At 44.0% G+C, this 21261-nt stretch carries 20 protein-coding genes; 12 read left to right on the forward strand and 8 right to left on the reverse strand.

What is annotated here, in order from left to right; all coding sequences use genetic code 11:
- Window positions 1-2 precede the first annotated feature (2 nt).
- Window positions 3-572, reverse strand: a complete 570-nt coding sequence (locus L2W36_RS04350) for a PilZ domain-containing protein (protein WP_006075597.1) — start codon at window positions 570-572, stop codon at window positions 3-5.
- A 174-nt stretch (window positions 573-746) separates the two neighbouring features.
- Here L2W36_RS04350 and lolC point away from each other — a divergent pair, with 174 nt between their 5' ends.
- The 3 genes from lolC to lolE are packed head-to-tail and all read left to right on the forward strand — an operon-like array spanning window position 747 to window position 3890.
- Window positions 747-1955, forward strand: coding sequence for a lipoprotein-releasing ABC transporter permease subunit LolC (gene lolC, locus L2W36_RS04355; RefSeq protein ID WP_038223394.1), 1209 nt, complete (start codon window positions 747-749; stop codon window positions 1953-1955).
- Complete coding sequence (lolD, locus tag L2W36_RS04360; RefSeq protein WP_236109422.1) at window positions 1948-2637, forward strand: lipoprotein-releasing ABC transporter ATP-binding protein LolD; 690 nt, start codon at window positions 1948-1950, stop codon at window positions 2635-2637. The genes lolC and lolD overlap by 8 nt, the downstream gene beginning before the upstream one ends.
- Window positions 2638-2651: 14 nt before the next feature.
- Window positions 2652-3890, forward strand: coding sequence for a lipoprotein-releasing ABC transporter permease subunit LolE (gene lolE / locus L2W36_RS04365; RefSeq protein WP_063606526.1), 1239 nt, complete (start codon window positions 2652-2654; stop codon window positions 3888-3890).
- A gap of 136 nt (window positions 3891-4026) precedes the next feature.
- On the opposite strand, the gene L2W36_RS04370 is transcribed toward lolE, so the two are convergent.
- Complete coding sequence (locus L2W36_RS04370; protein WP_006075333.1) at window positions 4027-4536, reverse strand: DUF2062 domain-containing protein; 510 nt, start codon at window positions 4534-4536, stop codon at window positions 4027-4029.
- Window positions 4537-4544: 8 nt separating this feature from the next.
- On the opposite strand from L2W36_RS04370, the gene L2W36_RS04375 reads away from it, so the two are divergent.
- The 5 genes from L2W36_RS04375 to kdsB are packed head-to-tail and all read left to right on the forward strand — an operon-like array spanning window position 4545 to window position 10535.
- Window positions 4545-6827 carry a DNA internalization-related competence protein ComEC/Rec2 gene (locus L2W36_RS04375; RefSeq protein WP_236109423.1) on the forward strand — a complete coding sequence of 761 codons (2283 nt, stop codon included), beginning with the start codon at window positions 4545-4547 and terminating at the stop codon, window positions 6825-6827.
- A gap of 31 nt (window positions 6828-6858) precedes the next feature.
- A complete protein-coding gene (gene msbA / locus L2W36_RS04380) occupies window positions 6859-8613 on the forward strand; it encodes a lipid A ABC transporter ATP-binding protein/permease MsbA (RefSeq protein ID WP_236109424.1) in 1755 nt (584 codons plus the stop codon).
- Window positions 8610-9620 carry a tetraacyldisaccharide 4'-kinase gene (gene lpxK, locus L2W36_RS04385; protein WP_236109425.1) on the forward strand — a complete coding sequence of 337 codons (1011 nt, stop codon included), beginning with the start codon at window positions 8610-8612 and terminating at the stop codon, window positions 9618-9620. The genes msbA and lpxK overlap by 4 nt, the downstream gene beginning before the upstream one ends.
- Window positions 9601-9780, forward strand: a complete 180-nt coding sequence (locus L2W36_RS04390) for a Trm112 family protein (protein ID WP_006075338.1) — start codon at window positions 9601-9603, stop codon at window positions 9778-9780. Before lpxK ends, L2W36_RS04390 begins: the two co-directional genes overlap by 20 nt.
- Window positions 9780-10535, forward strand: a complete 756-nt coding sequence (gene kdsB, locus L2W36_RS04395; protein WP_198558060.1) for a 3-deoxy-manno-octulosonate cytidylyltransferase — start codon at window positions 9780-9782, stop codon at window positions 10533-10535. The genes L2W36_RS04390 and kdsB overlap by 1 nt, the downstream gene beginning before the upstream one ends.
- Before the next feature lie 19 nt (window positions 10536-10554).
- Here kdsB and L2W36_RS04400 read toward each other — a convergent pair whose 3' ends face one another.
- Entirely contained in the window at window positions 10555-11277 is a 723-nt protein-coding gene (locus L2W36_RS04400) for a pseudouridine synthase (RefSeq protein WP_236109426.1), read from the reverse strand.
- 313 nt (window positions 11278-11590) lie between these two features.
- Between L2W36_RS04400 and L2W36_RS04405 the strand changes: the two genes are divergently transcribed.
- Window positions 11591-13813: an NADP-dependent isocitrate dehydrogenase gene (locus L2W36_RS04405; RefSeq protein WP_006075341.1), complete on the forward strand. Its 2223-nt coding sequence runs from the start codon at window positions 11591-11593 to the stop codon at window positions 13811-13813.
- Window positions 13814-13909: 96 nt separating this feature from the next.
- Here L2W36_RS04405 and cspD read toward each other — a convergent pair whose 3' ends face one another.
- Complete coding sequence (gene cspD, locus L2W36_RS04410; RefSeq protein ID WP_006075342.1) at window positions 13910-14131, reverse strand: cold shock domain-containing protein CspD; 222 nt, start codon at window positions 14129-14131, stop codon at window positions 13910-13912.
- A 562-nt stretch (window positions 14132-14693) separates the two neighbouring features.
- Between cspD and clpS the strand changes: the two genes are divergently transcribed.
- Together clpS and clpA are read left to right on the forward strand one after the other, a co-directional pair.
- A complete protein-coding gene (gene clpS, locus L2W36_RS04415; RefSeq protein ID WP_031494481.1) occupies window positions 14694-15014 on the forward strand; it encodes an ATP-dependent Clp protease adapter ClpS in 321 nt (106 codons plus the stop codon).
- Between the two features lie 41 nt (window positions 15015-15055).
- Window positions 15056-17338 carry an ATP-dependent Clp protease ATP-binding subunit ClpA gene (gene clpA, locus L2W36_RS04420; protein WP_006075346.1) on the forward strand — a complete coding sequence of 761 codons (2283 nt, stop codon included), beginning with the start codon at window positions 15056-15058 and terminating at the stop codon, window positions 17336-17338.
- An 85-nt stretch (window positions 17339-17423) separates the two neighbouring features.
- Here clpA and infA read toward each other — a convergent pair whose 3' ends face one another.
- The 3 genes from infA to aat all read right to left on the reverse strand — a co-directional run bounded on the left by infA (window position 17424) and on the right by aat (window position 19146).
- On the reverse strand, window positions 17424-17642 hold the full coding sequence (gene infA, locus L2W36_RS04425; RefSeq protein WP_006075347.1) for a translation initiation factor IF-1: 219 nt from the start codon (window positions 17640-17642) through the stop codon (window positions 17424-17426).
- Between the two features lie 80 nt (window positions 17643-17722).
- Window positions 17723-18421, reverse strand: coding sequence for an arginyltransferase (locus L2W36_RS04430; protein WP_198558059.1), 699 nt, complete (start codon window positions 18419-18421; stop codon window positions 17723-17725).
- Complete coding sequence (gene aat, locus L2W36_RS04435) at window positions 18421-19146, reverse strand: leucyl/phenylalanyl-tRNA--protein transferase (protein WP_198558058.1); 726 nt, start codon at window positions 19144-19146, stop codon at window positions 18421-18423. Before aat ends, L2W36_RS04430 begins: the two co-directional genes overlap by 1 nt.
- 227 nt (window positions 19147-19373) lie before the next feature.
- On the opposite strand from aat, the gene aroA reads away from it, so the two are divergent.
- Window positions 19374-20654: a 3-phosphoshikimate 1-carboxyvinyltransferase gene (aroA, locus tag L2W36_RS04440; protein ID WP_236109427.1), complete on the forward strand. Its 1281-nt coding sequence runs from the start codon at window positions 19374-19376 to the stop codon at window positions 20652-20654.
- 40 nt (window positions 20655-20694) lie between these two features.
- Here aroA and L2W36_RS04445 read toward each other — a convergent pair whose 3' ends face one another.
- Window positions 20695-20943 (reverse strand): YciN family protein, encoded by a 249-nt coding sequence (locus tag L2W36_RS04445; RefSeq protein ID WP_031494484.1) that lies wholly within the window; start codon window positions 20941-20943, stop codon window positions 20695-20697.
- Between the last annotated feature and the right edge of the window lie 318 nt (window positions 20944-21261).

A 21261-nucleotide genomic window follows, 5' to 3' on the forward strand; every position in this document is an offset into this window, starting at 1 on the left:
ATTTATTGGTTGTCTCTGTCTAGCGAGCGCTGTCGAAGCAATTTCTGTTGTTGGTACAAAGCGGCTTTAATTAGTAGGTCTTGGTGTTCTTCAAGGATTCGCACAAAACTCAACGTAACCAATTGGCCTGATTCGGAGTTCTGTATATCGGTGACTTCTGCATAACAATATATACCAGCAGGTGGGTGATCTAGGAAAAGCTTCACCTTGGCTACTTGACCAACTTTCAGTGCTTCTGAAGTGATATAGGTAAGTTGACCTGCACCAAAACTGTGAGTCACATGGCGTTGTGCAGGGTCATCTTGTTGCGAAATAATATAATTAAGCAGCAAATTAAGCTTGCTGTTTTGCTGTTCAATTAACTCGGCAACGTGCTTGAGGTTATGTTGATTCAGTTCGTGCTTTGCAGCGTCATTTTGCTGATCGAGCAGACTAAATTCACTCGATGCCATAAACGGAGCTGGAATTTCAGCAATGTATTGGTCTAGGTCGGGTAGAGTACTACCAAGTGCCAATGGCTCAATGTTGGCTTTTAAAGGTCCATTTACGGTGAAGAATTCGTTCTGCTGCATACATTTTTCCTAATCGACTTGAATTAATTATCTCTGTGTATGTCTGAGTTATCAAGAAAATGACCGAATGAAAGGTCAAAAGTACGTAATTTAAAAGGAAATTTACAATCGGGGCTACAACCCAATGGGTTTTCTGGTTACATTACTCATAGATTTCGTCCCATGGCCATTATTATGTTTCACCCTTTGCCCGTTTTTATTGGATTACGTTACCTAAGAGGTCGCTCAGGCGATCGCTTTAGTCGGTTCGTATCTTATATGTCGACCGCAGGAATCACTATCGGTGTTTTGTCGCTCGTTACTGTTCTCTCAGTAATGAACGGATTTGAAGCTCAACTGAAAGGTCGAATTCTTGGCGTTTTGCCTCAAGCGGTTATTTCACATGATTCAGGTCGAGTCGACTTAAATGACAAGCCAGATGCGTTGCTGAATAGTTTTGCTACTAGTCAGCCAGCGGTCCCTATTGTCCGCAGTGAGGCTGTGGTCCAAAGCCATCAGGGATTGTCTGCTGCCATGATGATTGGAATTGAGCCCGAAACTGATGATCCGATTCGCTATCGTCTGGTAAGTGGTAGCCTAGATAATTTACAAGCAGGAAAGTATCAGGTTTTGTTGGGTCATACGCTTGCCCGAGAGCTCGATGTGCGCGTTGGCGATAAGGTAAGACTAATGGTTACCAGTGCTAGCCAGTATACGCCGCTTGGGCGAATCCCGAGTCAGCGAATGTTTACTGTTGCTGGGCTTTATAGCACTGGCTCCGATGTGGATGGCCAATTAGTCGTAACTCATTTGAAAGATGCCGCCAAGTTAATGCGTTACAAAGCCGATGAAGCGAGTGGATGGAGACTGTTTTTTAATGACCCGTTCGTTGTTTCCAATTTAAGTGAACAGCCATTGCCGGATGGTTGGTTATGGAGTGACTGGCGCGATCAACGTGGCGAATTATTCCAAGCAGTAAAAATGGAAAAGAATATGATGGGGCTGATGCTTGGGCTCATTATCGGCGTAGCGGCGTTCAATATTATTTCCGCACTGATTATGGTGGTGATGGAGAAACAATCAGAAGTCGCCATTTTGAAAACGCAAGGCATGACTGACCGTCAAGTGCTCGCCATCTTTATGGTTCAGGGGGCCAGCAGTGGTGCACTAGGAGCCATTGTTGGTGGCATTCTTGGTGTGTTGTTGGCAAACAACCTTAATAGCCTATTGGAAGTCATGGGTGTCGCTTTATTTAGCTTTGGTGGACAGTTGCCGATAGTGGTGAATCCTAGCCAAATTATTGTCGTTGTTATTTGCGCTGTGTTGCTGAGTTTAGCAGCCACACTGTTTCCTTCTTTCCGAGCATCATCCGTTAAACCAGCAGAGGCTTTAAGATATGAGTAGTCCGTTAATCGCCTGTCAAAACATTCGAAAAACGTATCACGATGGGGCGGTGGATACCGAGGTACTTAAAGGCGTGAGTTTTGAGATCTCCAAAGGTGAGCTGGTGTCTATAATTGGTTCTTCTGGCTCCGGTAAGTCAACGCTACTTCACATACTAGGTGCTTTGGATGAGGCAACGGAAGGGGAGGTTACTTTCCTTGGTGAGCCTCTACTGACTTTAAGCAGCAACCAACAAGCCAAGCTTCGTAATGAACACTTAGGGTTCGTATATCAGTTCCATCATCTACTCAGTGACTTTACAGCGGTAGAAAACGTGGCGATGCCGTTACTCATTGGTGGTATGGGAACCAAACTTGCGAAGGCCGAAGCGAGTGCATTACTAGAGCGTGTGGGGCTAAAACATCGTTTAGAGCATCGACCTTCTGAGCTTTCGGGAGGAGAGCGCCAACGAGTTGCCATCGCTAGAGCTTTGGTCAATAAGCCTGCGTTAGTGTTGGCTGATGAGCCGACCGGTAACCTTGACCATACTACGGCTTTATCTATATATGATTTGATGCGAACACTTAACCAAGAATACGGAACCGCTTTTCTAGTGGTGACTCATGATAATGAGTTAGCCGCGAAAATGGATAGGCAGATGCATATGCAAGATGGCCTGCTACTCGATGCCAAAATTGCGTAATTCAAGGAGCTAATGTGTCACTATCGTTTTTTATTGGTAAACGTTTTAGCAAAGCCAAACAACGTAACAAAATGGTGTCGTTTATTTCGATTTCATCCATTGTTGGCATCGCCGTTGGGGTGGCGGTGATTGTCATTGGTTTGTCTGCGATGAATGGCTTTGAGCGCGAGCTGAAGAATAGAGTGTTATCCGTAATTGCCCATGGTGAGTTTGAAGGTGTGAATGCTCCGATCAAAAATTGGCAAAAGGTGATGGACTCGGCAATGAAACACTCAAAAGTAGAGGCGGCTGCACCCTATATTCGAATGACAGCTTTAGTTGAAAAGGGCAGCCTACTCAAAGCTGTTGAAGTTCGCGGCGTTGACCCCGAACTTGAAACCAAAGTGTCGACACTACCAGGCTTTGTGAAAGGCACTGCTTGGCAAAATTTTCATGCCGGTGAACAGCAAGTGATCCTCGGCAAAGGGGTCGCAGATCAAGTGGGTGCAAAAGTAGGTGACTACGTAACGTTAATGATCCCAACCACTAGCAACACCAGCAAAGTGCAAGCACCAAGACGAGTTCGAGTCCAAGTATCTGGTTTGCTCGAGTTAAATGGACAGATTGACCATAGCTTGGCGATTGTTCCGTTAGCAGATGCTCAGCAGTATGCTCGACTAGGTAATCAAGTTACTGGCGTTTCTATAAAAGTAGATGACGTATTCAATGCCCCTTTGATTGTTAGAGAGGTGGGCAATACCTTAACGGAGTATGTCTATTTACGTAGCTGGAAACAAAAATATGGTTTCCTATATCGAGATATTCAGTTAGTTCGAACCATTATGTATTTGGTGATGGTTCTGGTTATTGGTGTTGCGTGCTTCAATATTGTTTCAACACTGATGATGGCGGTAAAAGATCGCGCATCTGAAATCGCAATATTACGTACGATGGGCGCCACAGATGGCCTCATAAAACGCATCTTTATCTGGCAAGGTGTATTTTCTGGCGTAGTGGGTAGTATTGTCGGTGGTATGCTGGGTAGTTTAGTGGCACTGAATCTCACTCCATTGGTTTCTGGCCTTGAGTCTCTCATTGGTCATAAGTTTTTATCTGGCGATATTTACTTTGTAGACTTTCTGCCATCTGAGTTGGTTTGGAGTGATGTGGCTTTAGTGGCGGGGACTGCAACGGTGTTAAGTCTGATTGCGACATGGTATCCAGCAACTAAGGCAAGTCAGTTAAACCCTGCTTCAGTATTGAGCGCCAAGTAATTTAATCTCAAGAAAAAGCCCGTCAATGATATTCATTGACGGGCTTTTTCATATTTGGTCGACAGTCTTGTTGCTTAGAAGTGTCGTCACACTCGTAGTTTCTGTTTACGACTCTGTTGTCAGTTTCAAGCTAACGTTATCTTGTAGCGCGTTGCTGCCAACTGCGAACCACAGAGTAACGCCAAAGGCCACGAATGCCGAAATACCCAGCAACAGAAGCAACAATACCACATATCGCGCACCCTAAGAGGAACGGGGGGCCAATGGTGGTCATTTGGTCGGATAAATATTGCCAAGACAACTCAAAATGGAATGGCTGCGGAGGCGTATTCAAGCAAAATGCGCCGATCTTGTACGCAAAATAAAATAGTACTGGCATGGTCACAGGGTTACTAATCCATACAAGTGCGACCGATAAAGGAAGGTTTACACCAAACAGGATAGCTAACCCTGCCGCCATAATCATTTGGCTAGGTAGTGGGACAAAAGCCATAAACAAACCAACCGCAAAAGCGCCTGCCGCTGAGCGTCGATTTAAACACCAAAGGTTTGGGTTATAGAGGACATTGCCGAACACTTTCAATGCCTTTTGTCGCTTGATCATCTCGTGATCGGGCATGAAACGTTTAATGAACTTTCTTGGCATAGGGAAACATGACTCTCTTAACAGGCATTGTTGCACCGTTGGTTTTTTCACTAACACTTATCAGTGTTGCATGGTGGCCAATGATGCCTCATTACTACTGGTTGATTCCTACATCCTTAATTAGCATAGCCTTACTAATAAAACGCTGCTCGATAATTGCAGTGGTTTTTATTGCAATGTCCGTGGCTTTGATACAAGGGAATCTTTACAAGCACCAATCAGAGGTGCTTTACCGATTTGGCACAGATATTACCATAAAAGGACGAGTTGACAGCTATTTTAAAAAAATAACTCGTGGATATGAGGTTGAATTGACGATTTTATCGATTAATGGAGAAAAATTGTCATTCTTTGAGAGGCCTAGCGTTAAGTTATATGCACCGATAGCGTTAACAATGGGCGATGAACTCCAAGCTTTGGTTCAACTAAAACCCGTTGTTGGTGTTCTTAATCAGGTTGGTTTCGACAAAGAGCGATACTATTTTTCTAATCGGTTTTTAGCCGATGGTGTTCTATCGGATGACAGTCATTTTATGGTTCGTAGTACGTATGATTGGCGTTCGAAAATACATCGGTTGGTAACGTCTGTGACCGCAAACAGCCTACATCAAGGTTATTATTTAGCGTTAATTTTCGGTGACAGAAGCAAACTCGCGGGTGAAGACTGGTTGCGATTAAAACAGAGCGGACTGTCTCATCTAGTTGCCATCTCTGGCCTACATATAGGAATAGTTTTTGCCGTTGGGTATTTGGTTGGGCGAGGGGCACTGCTGGTGTTGACTTTGCTTCTACCAACAGAACTACGTTATAAAACGACGAAGTTACGTTTATTGTTAGGTATCTTCACAGGATTAGTGTTAGCGTTTTTTTATGCGGCTTTAGGTGGGTTTGCTACGCCAACAGTTCGCGCTCTACTCATGCTTGTCATTGCCAATTCGCTTAGCATTATTCACATCCGGATAATGAGTATGACCACTTTATTAGTAGCGGCCTCTCTCATACTCACCTTGATGCCTTTTTCTTCCGCAAGTGCCAGTTTTTGGCTTTCCTTTCTCGCTGTCTCCGCACTCATGGTGACCAACTCGGTTGTTTCCTATCAATTTGGTGTTCGCACTGTGTTGTATACCCATGTTTTGCTCTGCTTACTGTTCATTCCAATTGTGGTCAGCTTATTTCAAGGGGTTGCTGTCGCGTCGCCTTTCTATAACTTGTTGTTTGTCCCATGGTTTAGTTTTTTAGTCGTACCTTTATTGCTCTTAGCGACTGTAGTGACCGTACTGTCGGAGAAGGAGAATTTAATCTGGGCATTGGTCGAAATGCTGATGATGCCCTTTGATTACTCTTTGAACCTATCAAACTGGTTCTGGCTTAACGCTCCAGCTTATTTTGCTTTCTATGCAATACCTTTAATTTTCACGTTGGTCCTGAGAAAAGTAGTGTCATTGAAGTGGCTGACACTATTACTGATATTATGTGCTGTCACATTGCCATTAAAACAAAGCGGGCAAAAAGTTAGTGTCCACTTTTTTGATGTGGCCCACGGGCTCTCTGTTGCCATCAAACAGGGAGAACAAGCGGTACTTTATGATACAGGACGTGCGAGTCCAACTTTCTCTATGGCGAGCGCAGTAGTGACTCCCAATCTTTTAGCAATAGGGGTTAGAGACCTGCACGGAGTTATTATTAGTCATGCTGATAATGACCACGCTGGTGGTGAAATTGAACTCCGTAATTATTGGAAGCCTGATTGGGTCAAGAAGCCAGATGGATTGACAGAAGAGCAACTCTGTATTCGAGGTAGAACTTGGCAATGGAAGGCAGTTCGATTTGAGGCACTGTGGCCTCCGAAGAGAGTGGATAGAGCTTACAACCCACACTCTTGTGTGGTTCTGATTAGTTTTGTTCAGGGAGACAATTCAGTTCATCGAATATTGCTTACAGGCGATATTGAGAAAGTCAGTGAAATATTGATCGCCAGAACACTCTCTGAACTAGATGTTGATGTTATGAGTGTTCCTCATCATGGCAGCCGGACCTGCTCTTCTACGTTTTTGACACAATTGATTCATGCTGAGCACGTTGTGGCCTCTACGAAATTTCGTTCCCACTGGCAACTGCCTAACGACTTGGTTAAACAACGATACCTAGAGCAAGGTGCTCAATGGTATGAAACAGGTACGCTGGGGCAGATTAATTTTGTCTTTTTTGATGGAGAATTAACCGTTTCAACGCTTCGCAACCAGAACCTCGACCCTTGGTATAGGCAGATGTTGCGAAGCAGAGTAGAATGAACAGATAGATAAAAGAAAACGAACAATAATTATGTCGCTAAATCAAGATGAAACGACGCTGCAGACCTTTAAGCGTCTTTGGACTTATATTCGAGAGTACAAAGCGGGTCTCGTCGTTGCGGTGATCGCACTGGTGATCAATGCTGCTGCAGATACCTACATGCTATCACTACTTAAGCCTCTACTCGATGAAGGTTTTGGTGATGTCGAATCGAATTTCTTAAAAGTCCTTCCTTTTATCATTCTTGGAATGATGTTCATACGTGGCACCAGTGGATTTGTCTCGACCTACTGTTTGAGTTGGGTATCCGGCAAAGTCGTCATGGAACTACGACGCAAAATATTCAGTCACTTTATGCACATGCCAGTCTCCTTTTTTGATAAAGAGTCTACTGGTGGGCTGCTCTCTCGGATTACTTATGACTCAGAACAAGTTGCAGGAGCGACGAGTCGCTCGCTAGTCAGTATTGTCCGAGAAGGGGCAAGTATCATGGGTTTATTGATACTGATGTTCTGGAGCAGCTGGCAGTTATCGCTGGTTCTTTTCGCTGTCGCTCCTGTCGTAGCTTGGGCGATTAGCTTTGTATCTAAGCGTTTTAGAAAGATCTCTCGCAACATGCAAACCTCGATGGGTCATATGACCACCTCAGCCGAGCAGATGCTAAAAGGTCATAAGGTAGTGTTGAGTTACGGTGGTCAGCAAGTTGAGAAAGAGCGTTTTGATCAGATGAGTAACCAAATGAGGCAGCAAACCATGAAGATGGTAGCAGCCTCAGCGGTAGCGAATCCTGTGATTCAAATGATTGCCTCATTAGCATTGGTTGCGGTCCTTTATTTGGCAAGTTTCGATGAGATTCGTGAGCAACTTACCGCGGGTACTTTTACGGTTATTTTCTCGGCTATGTTCTCATTGATGCGTCCATTGAAAGCACTGACTGGTGTTACGGCTGAGTTCCAGCGTGGTATGGCCGCGAGCCAAACTTTATTTGGGTTAATGGACCTAGATACGGAGCGTGATACTGGTAAAGTTGAGCTGTCGAAAGTGAAAGGCGACATTAAAGTTAACGATATCACTTTCACTTATCAGGGAACCGAAAAGCCAGCGTTACGCCATGTTAGTTTTGAGCTTCCTGCGGGTAAAACCATTGCGCTTGTAGGGCGTTCAGGTTCGGGCAAAAGTACCATCGCTAACTTGTTTACACGCTTCTATGACGTCGATAGTGGACATATTGAACTTGACGGTCACAAGATTGATGATATCAAGCTGACCAACTTGCGTAAGCATTTCGGGTTGGTTTCTCAAAATGTTCATCTGTTTAACGATACTATCGCCAACAACATTGCCTATGCAACTGATGGCGAATATAGCCGAGAGCAAATCGAGCATGCGGCTAAATTAGCTCATGCTATGGAGTTCATTAATGGTCTCGACAACGGCCTTGATACCGTGATTGGAGAAAATGGCGCAAGCTTGTCAGGTGGTCAGAGGCAACGTCTCGCGATTGCACGAGCTTTGTTGCGTGATGCTCCCGTTCTGATTTTGGACGAGGCAACCTCGGCATTAGATACTGAATCTGAGCGCGCGATTCAATCTGCGTTGGATGAACTTCAAAAGGATAAAACGGTGCTAGTTATAGCTCATCGCTTATCAACAATCGAAGAAGCTGACGAAATTCTCGTTGTTGATGACGGTGAGATCATCGAAAGAGGTGATCACAATACGTTACTTGCACATAAAGGTGCGTACGCTCAACTGCATAAAATTCAGTTTGGTGACAACGAGTGATTGAGAAACTGTGGTTTGGTCGTAATCCACTAAACTACTTATGGTGGCCGCTTTTGTGGCCACTTAGTGCGTTATATAGAGCGATTGCGAAGCGACGTAGGAAAGCTTTCAGTGATGGTTCAAAAGAATGCTACCGCGCTTCTGTGCCTGTGATTGTCGTTGGTAATATTACCGCTGGTGGTAATGGTAAGACACCGATCGTTATTTGGCTGGTTGAGAATTTGCAACGTCAAGGTTTCAAACCTGGAGTAGTCTCTCGAGGTTATGGGGGTAAATCTAATCATTATCCTCTGCAAGTGGAAACCCAGACCAGTACTAAAGCCTGTGGCGATGAGCCGAAGCTTATTTATGAAAGAACCAAAGTCCCTGTTGTTGTGGATCCGATAAGATCGAATGCAGTCAAGGCACTAGAAAGTCTTGGTGTTGATGTGATTATCACCGATGATGGTCTACAGCACTATGCGCTTGATAGAGCAATGGAAATTGTAGTGGTTGATGGAGTGCGCCGCTTTGGTAATGAGCAATCTATTCCACTAGGACCACTACGAGAAACGCTGTCTCGCTTGGAAGAAGTAGACCTTGTTGTTACCAATGGCGGGGAGCCTCGTTTAGGGCAAGAGAAGCGTTTTGAATTACAGCCTGAGCTTGCTATCAATCTAACAACCAATGAGAGCAAAGCTGTGACCGAACTAGGGCAACTCACTGCGTTTGCTGGTATTGGCCATCCTCCACGTTTTTTTAAGACGTTGAATGATCTTGATGCAGATGTGGTGCGCAGCCAAGGCTTTGCAGACCATAAAGATTTTCAACCGGAACAATTATATGCCCTAAGTGATGGGTCTGATAACGTCATTATGACGGAGAAAGATGCCGTAAAATGTCGTTCATTTGCACAAAACAATTGGTGGTATTTACCTGTATCGGCTCAATTTACTGAGCAAGACGGTAGGGAAATACTCAAAAAAATAAACAAGGTAATAGAAAGTTATGGATCACAGACTTCTTGAAATCGTGGCATGCCCAGTATGTAAAGGAAAACTCACTTTTGATAAAGATAAGCAAGAGCTTATCTGTAAGCTTGATCGTCTTGCTTATCCGATTAAAGAGGGTATTCCGGTTTTACTAGAGCCTGAAGCGAGACAAATGAGTATGGAAGAGGGACGCTAATGTCTTTTACGGTCATTATCCCAGCAAGGTATGAATCTTCTCGTTTGCCAGGTAAGCCGTTAGCGGATATTGGTGGCAAACCGATGATCCAGCACGTTTATGAGAAGTCACTACAATCTGGTGCCGATCGCGTGATCATCGCAACCGATGACCAAAGAGTGGAGCTCGCTGCAAAACAATTTGGTGCCGAAGTTTGTATGACTTCTCCATCTCACGAGTCTGGCACCGAGCGGTTAGCGGAAGTGGTTGCGTCGATGAAAATCGCACCCGATCACATCGTTGTGAACGTACAAGGTGATGAACCTTTGATTCCAGCATGCATTATTAAGCAAGTTGCTAATAATCTTGAGAGCAGCACGGCGCCAATGGCTACCCTCGGTGTAACGATTGAGAATGAATCAGAAGTCTTTAACCCGAATGCGGTAAAAGTAGTGACGGATGAGCAAGGTTATGCGCTGTACTTCAGTAGAGCAACGATACCTTGGGATCGAGATGCTTACGCTGCAGAGCCGAAAAAACGTGCAACTAACCCTCTACTGAGACACATTGGCATCTATGCTTATCGTGCTGGGTTTATTAAGACTTATGTAGAATGGGAGCCGAGTGCACTTGAACGAATTGAGTGCCTAGAGCAGCTTCGAGTGCTGTGGTATGGAGAAAAAATCCACGTCGCAACGGCTCAGGAAGCACCACCTGCTGGGGTAGATACTCCTGAAGACCTTGAGCATGTGAGGGCGATTGTTGCTCAGCAATAATAGCTTTGCTTTGGATTACTTATCTCTTTAAAGCTGGGTGATCGGTGGGGATTTCCAACCAATCACCTGGCTGCAAGCCTCCAATCTCAAACCCTGCCATCGAAGCACGAATAAGCCTTAATGTTGGGAAACCAATATTGGCTGTCATTCGACGTACTTGTCGATTTCTTCCTTCAATAATTGTAATGCTTAACCATGTGGTAGGAATGTTGGCACGAAAGCGCACCGGTGGGTGACGCTCCCAAACGTCAGGCGTTTCCATAAGGCTTACTTTCGCAGGCAATGTAGGCCCATCTTTAAGCACTACACCGCGTCGCAGCTTATCTAAGTCATCCTCACTGGGCGCTCCATCGACCTGAACCCAATAGGTTTTTTCTGACTTGGATTTTGGTTGAGTCAGTCTAGCTTGCAAAATACCATCGTTGGTAAGAACCATCAGCCCTTCGCTGTCTCTGTCGAGGCGTCCGGCGGCGTATACATCTTTGACAGCTATGTAATCGGCAAGTGTTTTACGTCCGTCACCATCTGTGAATTGACTTAAAGTGTCATAAGGTTTGTTGAAGAGGATCACTTTGCGTTCTTCAATGGGTAGTCTGCTTCGGTTAGTGTCTGTTTTTCGTTTAACCGCAGGTTTCGAAGTGGACTTTCGCGGTCTACTTCCTGGACCTGAGTGCTGTTTGAAACGTGTAGAAGCAGCACGGCTTTTCGACTTACTACGAGGTGCCGCTGTTTTATTCGTCATGTTAACTACCTTGCAAAAATGTAAACAAACTGTGTGGTGTAGTTTTGTCTACGGTTGTTTTGAGCTATCATAAGCGCGCTCAAAAACAGGAATAACGCACAAGATAATAGACTAATTGCCCAAATTTGTTTAATTATAAGTGCTTAGGATTTCGTTTGACTGAACAAAAAAAGCCCAATTGAGAGGGTTTTCATGTGCAAACTTTTTGTATCAACCACTCAATCGCGTTCCGTCATAACGTTTACGTGTCCTTGATGAAGGCACGTTGATTAATAAGGGTACTCATACCCAATTAGAACGATAGGGAAATTTCATGCCTACAGAAAAGCCGACAATTATCTATACCATCACTGATGAAGCTCCAGCGCTCGCAACTTACTCGTTGCTGCCAATCATTCAGTCATTTACTGCTTCATCTGGTATCAGTGTTGAAACGAGAGACATTTCACTAGCAGGGCGTATTATTGCTAACTTCCCTGAATACCTCAAAGAAGAGCAACGTATTGGTGATGCACTAGCTGAACTTGGTGAGCTGGCGAAAACACCAGAAGCGAACATCATCAAGCTACCAAACATCTCTGCGTCTATCCCACAGCTACAGGCTGCTATTAAAGAACTTCAAGCAAATGGCTATGATTTGCCAAACTACCCAGAAGAGCCAAGCACGCCAGAACAAGAAGCTATCAAAGCTACTTATGACAAGATCAAAGGCAGTGCGGTAAACCCGGTTTTACGTGAAGGTAACTCAGACCGACGTGCACCGCTATCTGTGAAGAACTATGCTAAGAAAAACCCGCATTCAATGGGAGCATGGTCGAAAGATTCTAAGTCTCATGTTTCTAGCATGGCAGATAAAGACTTCTTCGGTAGTGAAAAATCGGTCACAGTTGCTGATGCGACGGATGTGAAGATTCAATTTACTTCAGCTACTGGCGAGACTAGCGTTCTTAAAGAGAAGGTTGCCCTACAAGCGGGTGAAATCATCGACGCATCTGTAATGAACAAGAAAGCGTTGGTGTCTTTCTTTGAAGAGCAAATTGCAGAGGCGAAACAGCAAGATGTTCTGCTTTCATTGCACATGAAAGCGACGATGATGAAGGTCTCTGACCCAGTTATTTTTGGTCACGCAGTTAAAGTTTACTACAAAGATGTATTTGCAAAACACGGTCAGCTATTTGAAGAACTAGGTGTTGATGTAAACAACGGTATTGGTGATGTATACGCAAAAATCGCCTCACTACCAGCCGCTCAAAAAGCTGAGATTGAAGCCGATCTAGCAGCTGTTTATGAAACTCAACCTGCACTTGCAATGGTTGATTCTGACCGTGGTATTACCAACCTACACGTACCAAGTGACATTATCGTTGATGCTTCTATGCCAGCGATGCTTCGTTCATCTGGCCAAATGTGGGGCCCGGATGGTAAGCAGAAAGATACCAAAGCAATGATCCCTGATCGTAGCTATGCAAGTATCTATCAAGCAGTTATCGACTTCTGTAAAGAGAATGGTGCATTTGATCCAACGACGATGGGTAGTGTGCCAAACGTAGGTCTAATGGCTCAAAAAGCAGAAGAGTACGGTTCACACGATAAGACCTTCATCCTAAAAGGTGATGGCAAAGTTGAAGTTATCGATACAGCCGGCAATGTGCTTATTGAGCAGTCAGTTGAAGAAGGCGATATCTTCCGTATGTGTCAGGTGAAAGACGCTCCGATTCAAGATTGGGTGAAACTGGCTGTGACACGCGCTCGTGCATCAAGTACGCCAGCGGTATTCTGGCTCGACGAGAACCGTGCCCACGATGCTGAGTTGATCAAAAAAGTGAATCAATATCTTCCAGAGCACGATACGTCAGGTCTAGAAATTTATGTGAAAGCTCCACTGGAAGCAACACTGTTCTCACTAGACCGAATCAAGAAGGGTGAAGACACCATTTCTGTCACTGGTAACGTTTTACGTGACTACCTCACAGACTTGTTCCCAATTCTTGAACTTGGCACATCGGCGAAGATGCTATCTATTGTTCCATTGATGAACGGTGGTGGCCTATTTGAAACAGGCGCTGGTGGCTCTGCGCCTAAGCACGTTCAACAGGTTCAAAAAGAAAATCACTTACGCTGGGACTCTTTAGGTGAATTCTTAGCACTAGCAGCTTCTCTAGAGCATCTAGCGGTCGTTTCTGGTAAAGAAAAAGCGAATGTACTAGCGAAAGCTCTTGATGAAGCAACAGGCAAGTTCCTAGACAACAACAAGTCGCCATCACGTCGCGTTGGTGAGTTAGACAACCGTGGTTCTCACTACTATCTAGCTCTATACTGGGCTCAAGCACTAGCTCTTCAAACAGAAGACAAAGCACTAGCAGACGAGTTCGCGCCAATTGCAGAGCACCTTGCATCAAACGAGAGTGTTATTGTTTCTGAGCTAAACAATGCTCAAGGCGTTGCAGGCGATCTTGGTGGTTACTATCAATTTGACGATGTAAAGACTTCAACGTTAATGCGTCCAAGCTCCACATTGAATAACATTGTTGGCTAATCGCTAAACATCGAATTGTGAAAGGCATAAAAAAACCACCGAAAGGTGGTTTTTTTATAGGTCGTGTCTTCTGTAATGGGTGATTGTTTTGTGAAACTACTTCGCTATGTCACCTTCGACAGGCGTAACTGAGCTAGCGTGGTAGCCCTTTGGCCCTTCTTCTACTTCGTAATTCACTTGTTGACCCGCTTTCAGAGTACGGTAGCCATCCATCTTAATCGTGGAGTAGTGTGCGAAAATGTCACCATCTTCGCCTTCTGGACAAATAAACCCAAATCCTTTGGCGTTGTTAAACCATTTTACTGTACCTGTAGCCATGCTATACATCCCTCATGCATTTTTTGTTACTGAAGTCGCTTTGAAGACACTGACCAATCGTGTTTGCTTCTTCTTTGCTGTGATTCAAACTAACTAACCACAACCTAAGTCGTGGCTCTAAACTACATTCATCCGTTTTGAATGTGTTTTTTGCTGTAAGGGTATTCTTACTCTGTGGGGAATACCGATGCAAAACTTGTTAAATTTTAGTCACTAATTAACCACTGTAGTCAAACATTGAGCGGAGTCAATAGGAAAGTCGTATAAATAACTACATATTCTATACATATGCGCTTTGGTTTTAACAAAAGTGTAAAATCTACCTTCTGTTTGCATGAGCTTCATGTATTCTATTTATGAGGGAGGCGAAAGTTTTTTCAACTTGGCTCATATGTGACACACACTAATAGCATTGTTTTGTTTGCAGCGATACAATTGGTGCATTAGTCTCTTAATAGAGATGTTTTTTGAGTGTTGGGTCTTAGGTGTTTCTAGCGAAGCTTTGAGCATTGAAATTCAGCACAGTGTTTTGAAATTAAAAGAAAACTCTCAACATTTGGCCATGAGTAAAAATTTTGAATGGGTGACTCCAGACTCAGACTTACTGGAGAAAGAAAAAACTAAGGTTGAGCCGCCGGCAATGTACAACGTTGTGTTAAACAACGATGACTATACGCCGATGGACTTTGTAGTAGAAATCTTGGAACGCTTTTTTTCACTCAACGAAGATAAAGCGACTCAAGTGATGTTAGCGGTGCATTATGAAGGTAAAGCTGTCTGTGGCACCTACACATCTGAAGTCGCGGAAACGAAAGTTGCTCAAGTGACCATGTATTCAAGGGAAAATGAACACCCACTTTTGTGTACCATGGAAAAAGCCTAATTTTCGCATGAATGACGTTTGTCATTCCTTAGGAGGTACTTATGCTTAATAAAGAATTAGAATCGAGTCTGAACGGCGCATTTGCTCGTGCACGTGACAAAAGACATGAATTCATGACCGTAGAGCATCTCCTTTTAGCTTTGTTGGAAAATGACTCGGCTAAAGAGGCACTAACTGCTTGTAACGCAAATTTAGAGAATCTGCGTAATGAGCTCGACATTTTCATTGATCAAACAACTCCTCTTATCCCTGATGCCGACGACACGCGAGAAACACAACCTACTTTAAGTTTCCAACGTGTTCTTCAACGCGCCGTATTCCATGTACAGTCTTCTGGGCGCAGTGAAGTAACAGGCGCTAACGTCTTAGTAGCGATTTTTAGTGAACAAGAATCACATGCTGCTTACCTTCTTAAGAAAAATGACATTAGCCGTTTAGATATCGTTAATTTTATTTCTCACGGCATCACCAAAAACATCGGTCCAACTGGTGACGAACCATCGAGTGGCTCACTTGGTGGTGGTAGTGAGAACATTGAAGAAGCCAACGGTGAAGATCGTCTCGAAAGCTTTGCAACGAATCTGAACCAAGTGGCGAAAGCGGGCAACATAGACCCTCTTATTGGCCGTGATAAAGAGCTTGAGCGTACGATTCAAGTGCTATGCCGTCGTCGTAAGAACAACCCACTGTTGGTGGGTGAGGCCGGTGTTGGTAAAACTGCTATCGCTGAAGGTTTGGCTTGGAGAATCGTTGAAGGTCAAGTGCCTGATGTTATCCAAAACAGTGTTATTTACTCGCTCGATATCGGCTCGCTACTTGCGGGTACTAAATACCGTGGTGATTTCGAGAAACGCTTCAAAGCAATTCTCAAGCAACTGGAAAAAGAAGATGACGCCATTCTATTCATTGATGAGATCCATACAATTATCGGTGCGGGTGCGGCTTCTGGTGGACAAGTAGACGCAGCAAACCTTATTAAACCTCTTCTAAGCAGCGGCAAACTGCGCTGTATTGGCTCTACAACTTACCAAGAATACAGCAACATTTTTGATAAAGAGCGTGCACTATCACGTCGATTCCAGAAAATTGATGTAGTGGAACCCTCTTTAGATGATACGACTAAGATCTTGATGGGCCTTAAGCCTAAATATGAAGAGCACCATGAGGTTCGTTACACTAACAAAGCGTTGCGTGCTGCCGTTGAATTGTCAGCGAAGTACATCAACGAGCGCCATTTACCTGATAAGGCTATTGACGTTATCGATGAGGCGGGCGCACGCAGTCGTTTGGTTCCGGTGAGCCGTCGTAAGAAAACGGTTGGTGTGGCGGATATCGAAGCGATGGTTGCTAAGATGGCACGCATTCCAGAGAAGTCTGTATCTTCTTCAGACAAGGATATTCTTCAAAACCTTGATGACAAGATGAAGATGCTGGTCTTTGGTCAAGACAAAGCCATTGACGTGCTTTGTGAAGCAATCAAGATGACTCGCGCTGGATTAGGTAATGATGATAGACCTGTTGGCTCATTCTTGTTTGCTGGCCCAACTGGGGTTGGTAAAACGGAAGTGACCGTTCAATTGTCTAAGCTATTGGGTATCGAGTTGCTTCGTTTTGACATGTCGGAGTACGGTGAGCGTCACTCAGTAAGCCGTTTGATCGGTGCTCCTCCAGGTTATGTAGGCTACGATCAAGGTGGATTGCTAACCGATGCGGTTATCAAGCATCCACATTCTGTAGTATTACTGGATGAGATTGAGAAGGCGCACCCTGATATCTTCAACTTGCTACTGCAAGTCATGGATAACGGTACGCTAACGGATAACAATGGCCGAAAAGCTGACTTCCGCAATGTAATTTTGGTAATGACGAGTAACGCAGGTGTTGCTGAGACTGAGAAGAAATCTATTGGTCTGATTCAACAAGATCACAAACCAGACGCGATGGGTGCCATTAAACGTGTGTTCACTCCGGAGTTCCGCAACCGTCTTGATGGTATCATCTGGTTCAACAGCCTAGATGACACGGTTATACATCAAGTGGTTGATAAGTTTATTGTTGAACTTCAAGCGCAGTTGGATTCTCGAGGCGTTTCGTTAGAAGTGTCTGATGATGCTCGCGATTGGCTTGCGATTAAGGGTTACGACAAGACAATGGGTGCAAGACCTATGGGTCGTGTTATTCAAGACAAGCTTAAGAAACCACTGGCGAATGAACTCTTATTTGGTTCGTTGGTTGATGGCGGAACGGTGAAAGTGTCCCTTAAAGATGATGATTTAGCGTTTGAATATGTGGGCGCTAAGGAAGAAGCAGAAGCGCATCACTAGCGCTTCTTCATCTGAATCGCTACTTAGTGGATAACAAAAAACGGAGCCTAAGCTCCGTTTTTTTGTGTTCGTTTAAACGTTGAGATTAACGAGCACGGAAGACGATGCGGCCTTTAGTTAGGTCGTATGGAGTCATCTCTACAGTTACTTTGTCACCAGTAAGGATACGGATGTAGTTTTTACGCATCTTACCAGAGATGTGCGCAGTAACTACGTGACCGTTTTCTAGTTCAACACGGAACATTGTGTTTGGTAGAGTATCAAGGACTGTACCTTGCATCTCAATTACGTCTTCTTTAGCCATTTAATCCTCTTTCGAAATGCGGCGTTTTAACGGCAGGCATTGTGCCGTTAAAATCTTAATAAGTAAAGTTGCGGTGTATTCTACCCTCGCCATCGCTGATTTACTAGCCTTTGATGACGTTGGAACCGTGTTTTGTAGTTCATTGCTGAACAATCATCGATTTGGTAGCCCAAATAGAGCCACTGTTTGTTATATCGTTGGCAGTATTCAATTTGACACAAAACAGCGTACGTACCGAGAGATAATGTGTAGTCAGGGTCGAAGAAGGTATAAAAAGCACTGGCGCTATCAGAGAGAATATCGGTGATGGCGATCCCTATCAGCTTATCATCGTCAAAGATGTGCAGATAGTGCAAGGTCATCCATGAACACTGTGCAAACTCAAAAAACTCTTGTTGTCTTGGTGGATACATACTGCCTGTTGAATGACGTTTCTCAATATAGCGAGAGTAAAGATCAAACCATTCTTCGTCTAATGTTGGTCTTATCTCCCAGTGAAATGATTTGGTTTTGGCAAGCAGACGTTTCTGGCTCTTAGATAGCTTAAAATCATCGATAGCTACTCTCAACGCATGACAGGCACTGCAATGGTCACATTGAGGCTTATAAATGGCGTCCCCACTTCTTCTAAAGCCATTAGCTAATAACATTTCGTATTGATTGGCTTCATGCAGTTCTTTTTCCAAAACAATAGCCACTCGCTCCTGTTGAGCGGGCAAATAGCTACAGTCTTGTTTGCGACTCAGACCAATTCGGATCTGTTGGACAGCCATGTTCATCAACTCATCTCCTGTTGTATAGGAAATGATAGCTCTTGTTGAGAAAAACAGGAATCTTGTACGGTTTGTTCACGTAAATCATGCAAAGCCGTTATAAACTGCTCGCGGGTCAGTTCTTGTGCTCCTAGTGAGTTCAAGTGCGGATTCATAACTTGGCAGTCGATGAGTTTGCCTCCATGGTTTTTAAAGTGATGACAAAAGTACCAGAGAGCAATCTTGGAAGCATTAGTTTCCAGAGAAAACATCGATTCGCCACAAAAGACTTGGCCAATGGAAAGTCCGTAAAGCCCACCAACTAGGGCATTATCGTTCCAAACTTCGACGGAATGACAATGACCTTTTTTTGCTAACTCTCCATACGCAGAACGCATATCCTCATTTAGCCAAGTTTCTTCGATAGGACGTGTACTTGCGCAATATTCTATAACTTGCGATGTGCATGTATTCATCGTGACTCGATAATCTGCTTTGCGCTGAAATTTACGCAGGCTTTTTGCCGGACGGAAAAGAGATGGATCAAATACGGCTCTCGGGGCTGGACTCCACCATAGAAGTGGTTCATTTGGGCCAAACCATGGGAAAACGCCATGTTGATAGGCAGACAGCAGTCGTTGTGGGTTGAGATCACCGCCAAACGCTAGCAAGCCATTGGGCTCATCAAGCGCTTCGAAAGGAGAGGGAAATGTAAAGTCATTGCTGTCTAGTTCTGTCAGGTAGATCGTCATAGTGTTGTAATGTCGCGTTCCTTTCTATTAATTATAAGCAATACCGACTCATTTATTAATTTTCATCAGTACTAGTTGGCTAGTACTGAGTGTCGAGATATTGACCATCTAGAGGTGTATTAGCTCTGGTGTTTACCTTGTATTTTAGTTACGCTGCAACTACCAAGAATTATTTAAGACGCTTCATTACAAGGACTGAAGTGTCTACAAAGGATTAGATTCAACTAATGGAAAGCTTAACACTCCAACCCATCCAAAAAGTATCCGGAACGGTTAACCTTCCAGGTTCAAAAAGTGTCTCGAATCGTGCTTTATTGCTTGCTGCACTGGCAGAAGGTACGACCACACTAACCAATCTTCTAGATAGTGATGATATTCGTCATATGCTTAACGCCCTCACCAGTTTGGGAGTCGAGTATCAGTTATCCGAAGACAAAACTCAATGCATCGTTAAAGGTTTAGGCCAGCCATTCAGTGTCTCGGAACCAAAAGAACTATTTCTTGGCAATGCGGGTACCGCGATGCGTCCTCTAGCAGCTGCGCTTTGCCTTGGTGAAGGCGAATATGTTCTTACTGGCGAACCAAGGATGAAGGAAAGACCCATTGGTCACTTGGTTGATGCGCTTAAGCAAGCTGGTGCGGACGTCGAATATCTAGAAGCAGAAAACTATCCGCCTCTAAAGATCGTTGGTACCGGTTTGACAGGTGGACTGGTCAAAATTGATGGTTCCATTTCCAGTCAGTTTTTAACAGCATTCTTGATGTCTGCACCACTAGCAAAGGCTGATGTCACTATCGAAATAGTCGGTGAATTGGTATCAAAACCATATATCGATATTACGCTGCATATAATGGAGCAGTTTGGTGTCAAAGTTGAAAATCGTGACTATCAACAGTTTATTATTAAGTGTGGTCAACAATACCAGTCTCCAGGCCAGTTTTTGGTAGAAGGGGATGCGTCTTCAGCCTCCTATTTCCTTGCTGCTGCAGCCATTAAAGGCGGTGAGATAAAGGTGACGGGTATCGGTAAGAACAGTATTCAGGGTGATATTAGATTTGCCGACGCACTAGAAAAAATGGGTGCAGAGATTGAATGGGGTGATGACTACATTCTGTGTCGTAAAGGTGAATTAGTGGGTATTGATATGGACTATAATCATATCCCTGATGCCGCCATGACTATTGCTACGACGGCACTCTTTGCAAAGGGCACAACTGCAATTCGTAACGTATATAATTGGCGAGTAAAAGAAACAGATCGTCTTGCGGCTATGGCTACCGAATTGAGAAAAGTAGGTGCCACAGTAGAAGAAGGTGAAGACTATATTATCGTCGAGCCAACCGATGACCTAAAACATGCTGCGATTGACACGTATGATGATCACCGAATGGCAATGTGTTTCTCTCTCGTTGCGTTGAGTGACACACCAGTGACGATCAACGATCCTAAGTGTACGTCAAAAACGTTCCCTGACTACTTTGATAAGTTGGCAGATTTAAGCCAGTAACATAGTGAACAATAACGCCCCTGAATCGGGGCGTTATTATTTAGTTCTGTAGAGTAAACTCTTTCGAAAGGTGGTGTGCAAGGTATTTAAACATATTAAATACCGCCGTTGTTTTCTCGGTTGGTAGCCCTTTATCATCGAGGAAGTAGTTACCTTTGAAAACTAGGACACCGTCTTTTTCTTCGACGCTGTCTGCACGCATTCCTTCAATGAAATCATCATGTTCCTGAATGATTTGGTTGGCGATGAGCAACAAGTCAAACTCTGTGATGGCGGTTTTCTGTGACATATTGATGTCCTCTATATAAAACATTACCGCGTAGTGTATGAGTGCCAACACATTTTGCAAGGACAAATATCTCGGCTATAGTTAGCAGCAATTTGTGATAAGCAACAAATTTTGGTGAATGTTGCTAGGCAACAATCATAAATGGCGTTTAATATTGCGCCATTTTTCAAGCGATGAGTTCTATTTGATCGGACATTTGTCGAGCAATCAGAATCTAATTGCAAAAAAACTGGTTGATCTTCTTTTGTTCTCGCTCAATAGTAAAAAGAAGCATAAATTTCGAACATCGTGCGATTAAATGTCGCAATGTGATATAGG

It is taken from the genome of Vibrio sp. McD22-P3, assembly GCF_021568915.1.
Taxonomy (GTDB): domain Bacteria; phylum Pseudomonadota; class Gammaproteobacteria; order Enterobacterales; family Vibrionaceae; genus Vibrio; species Vibrio mediterranei.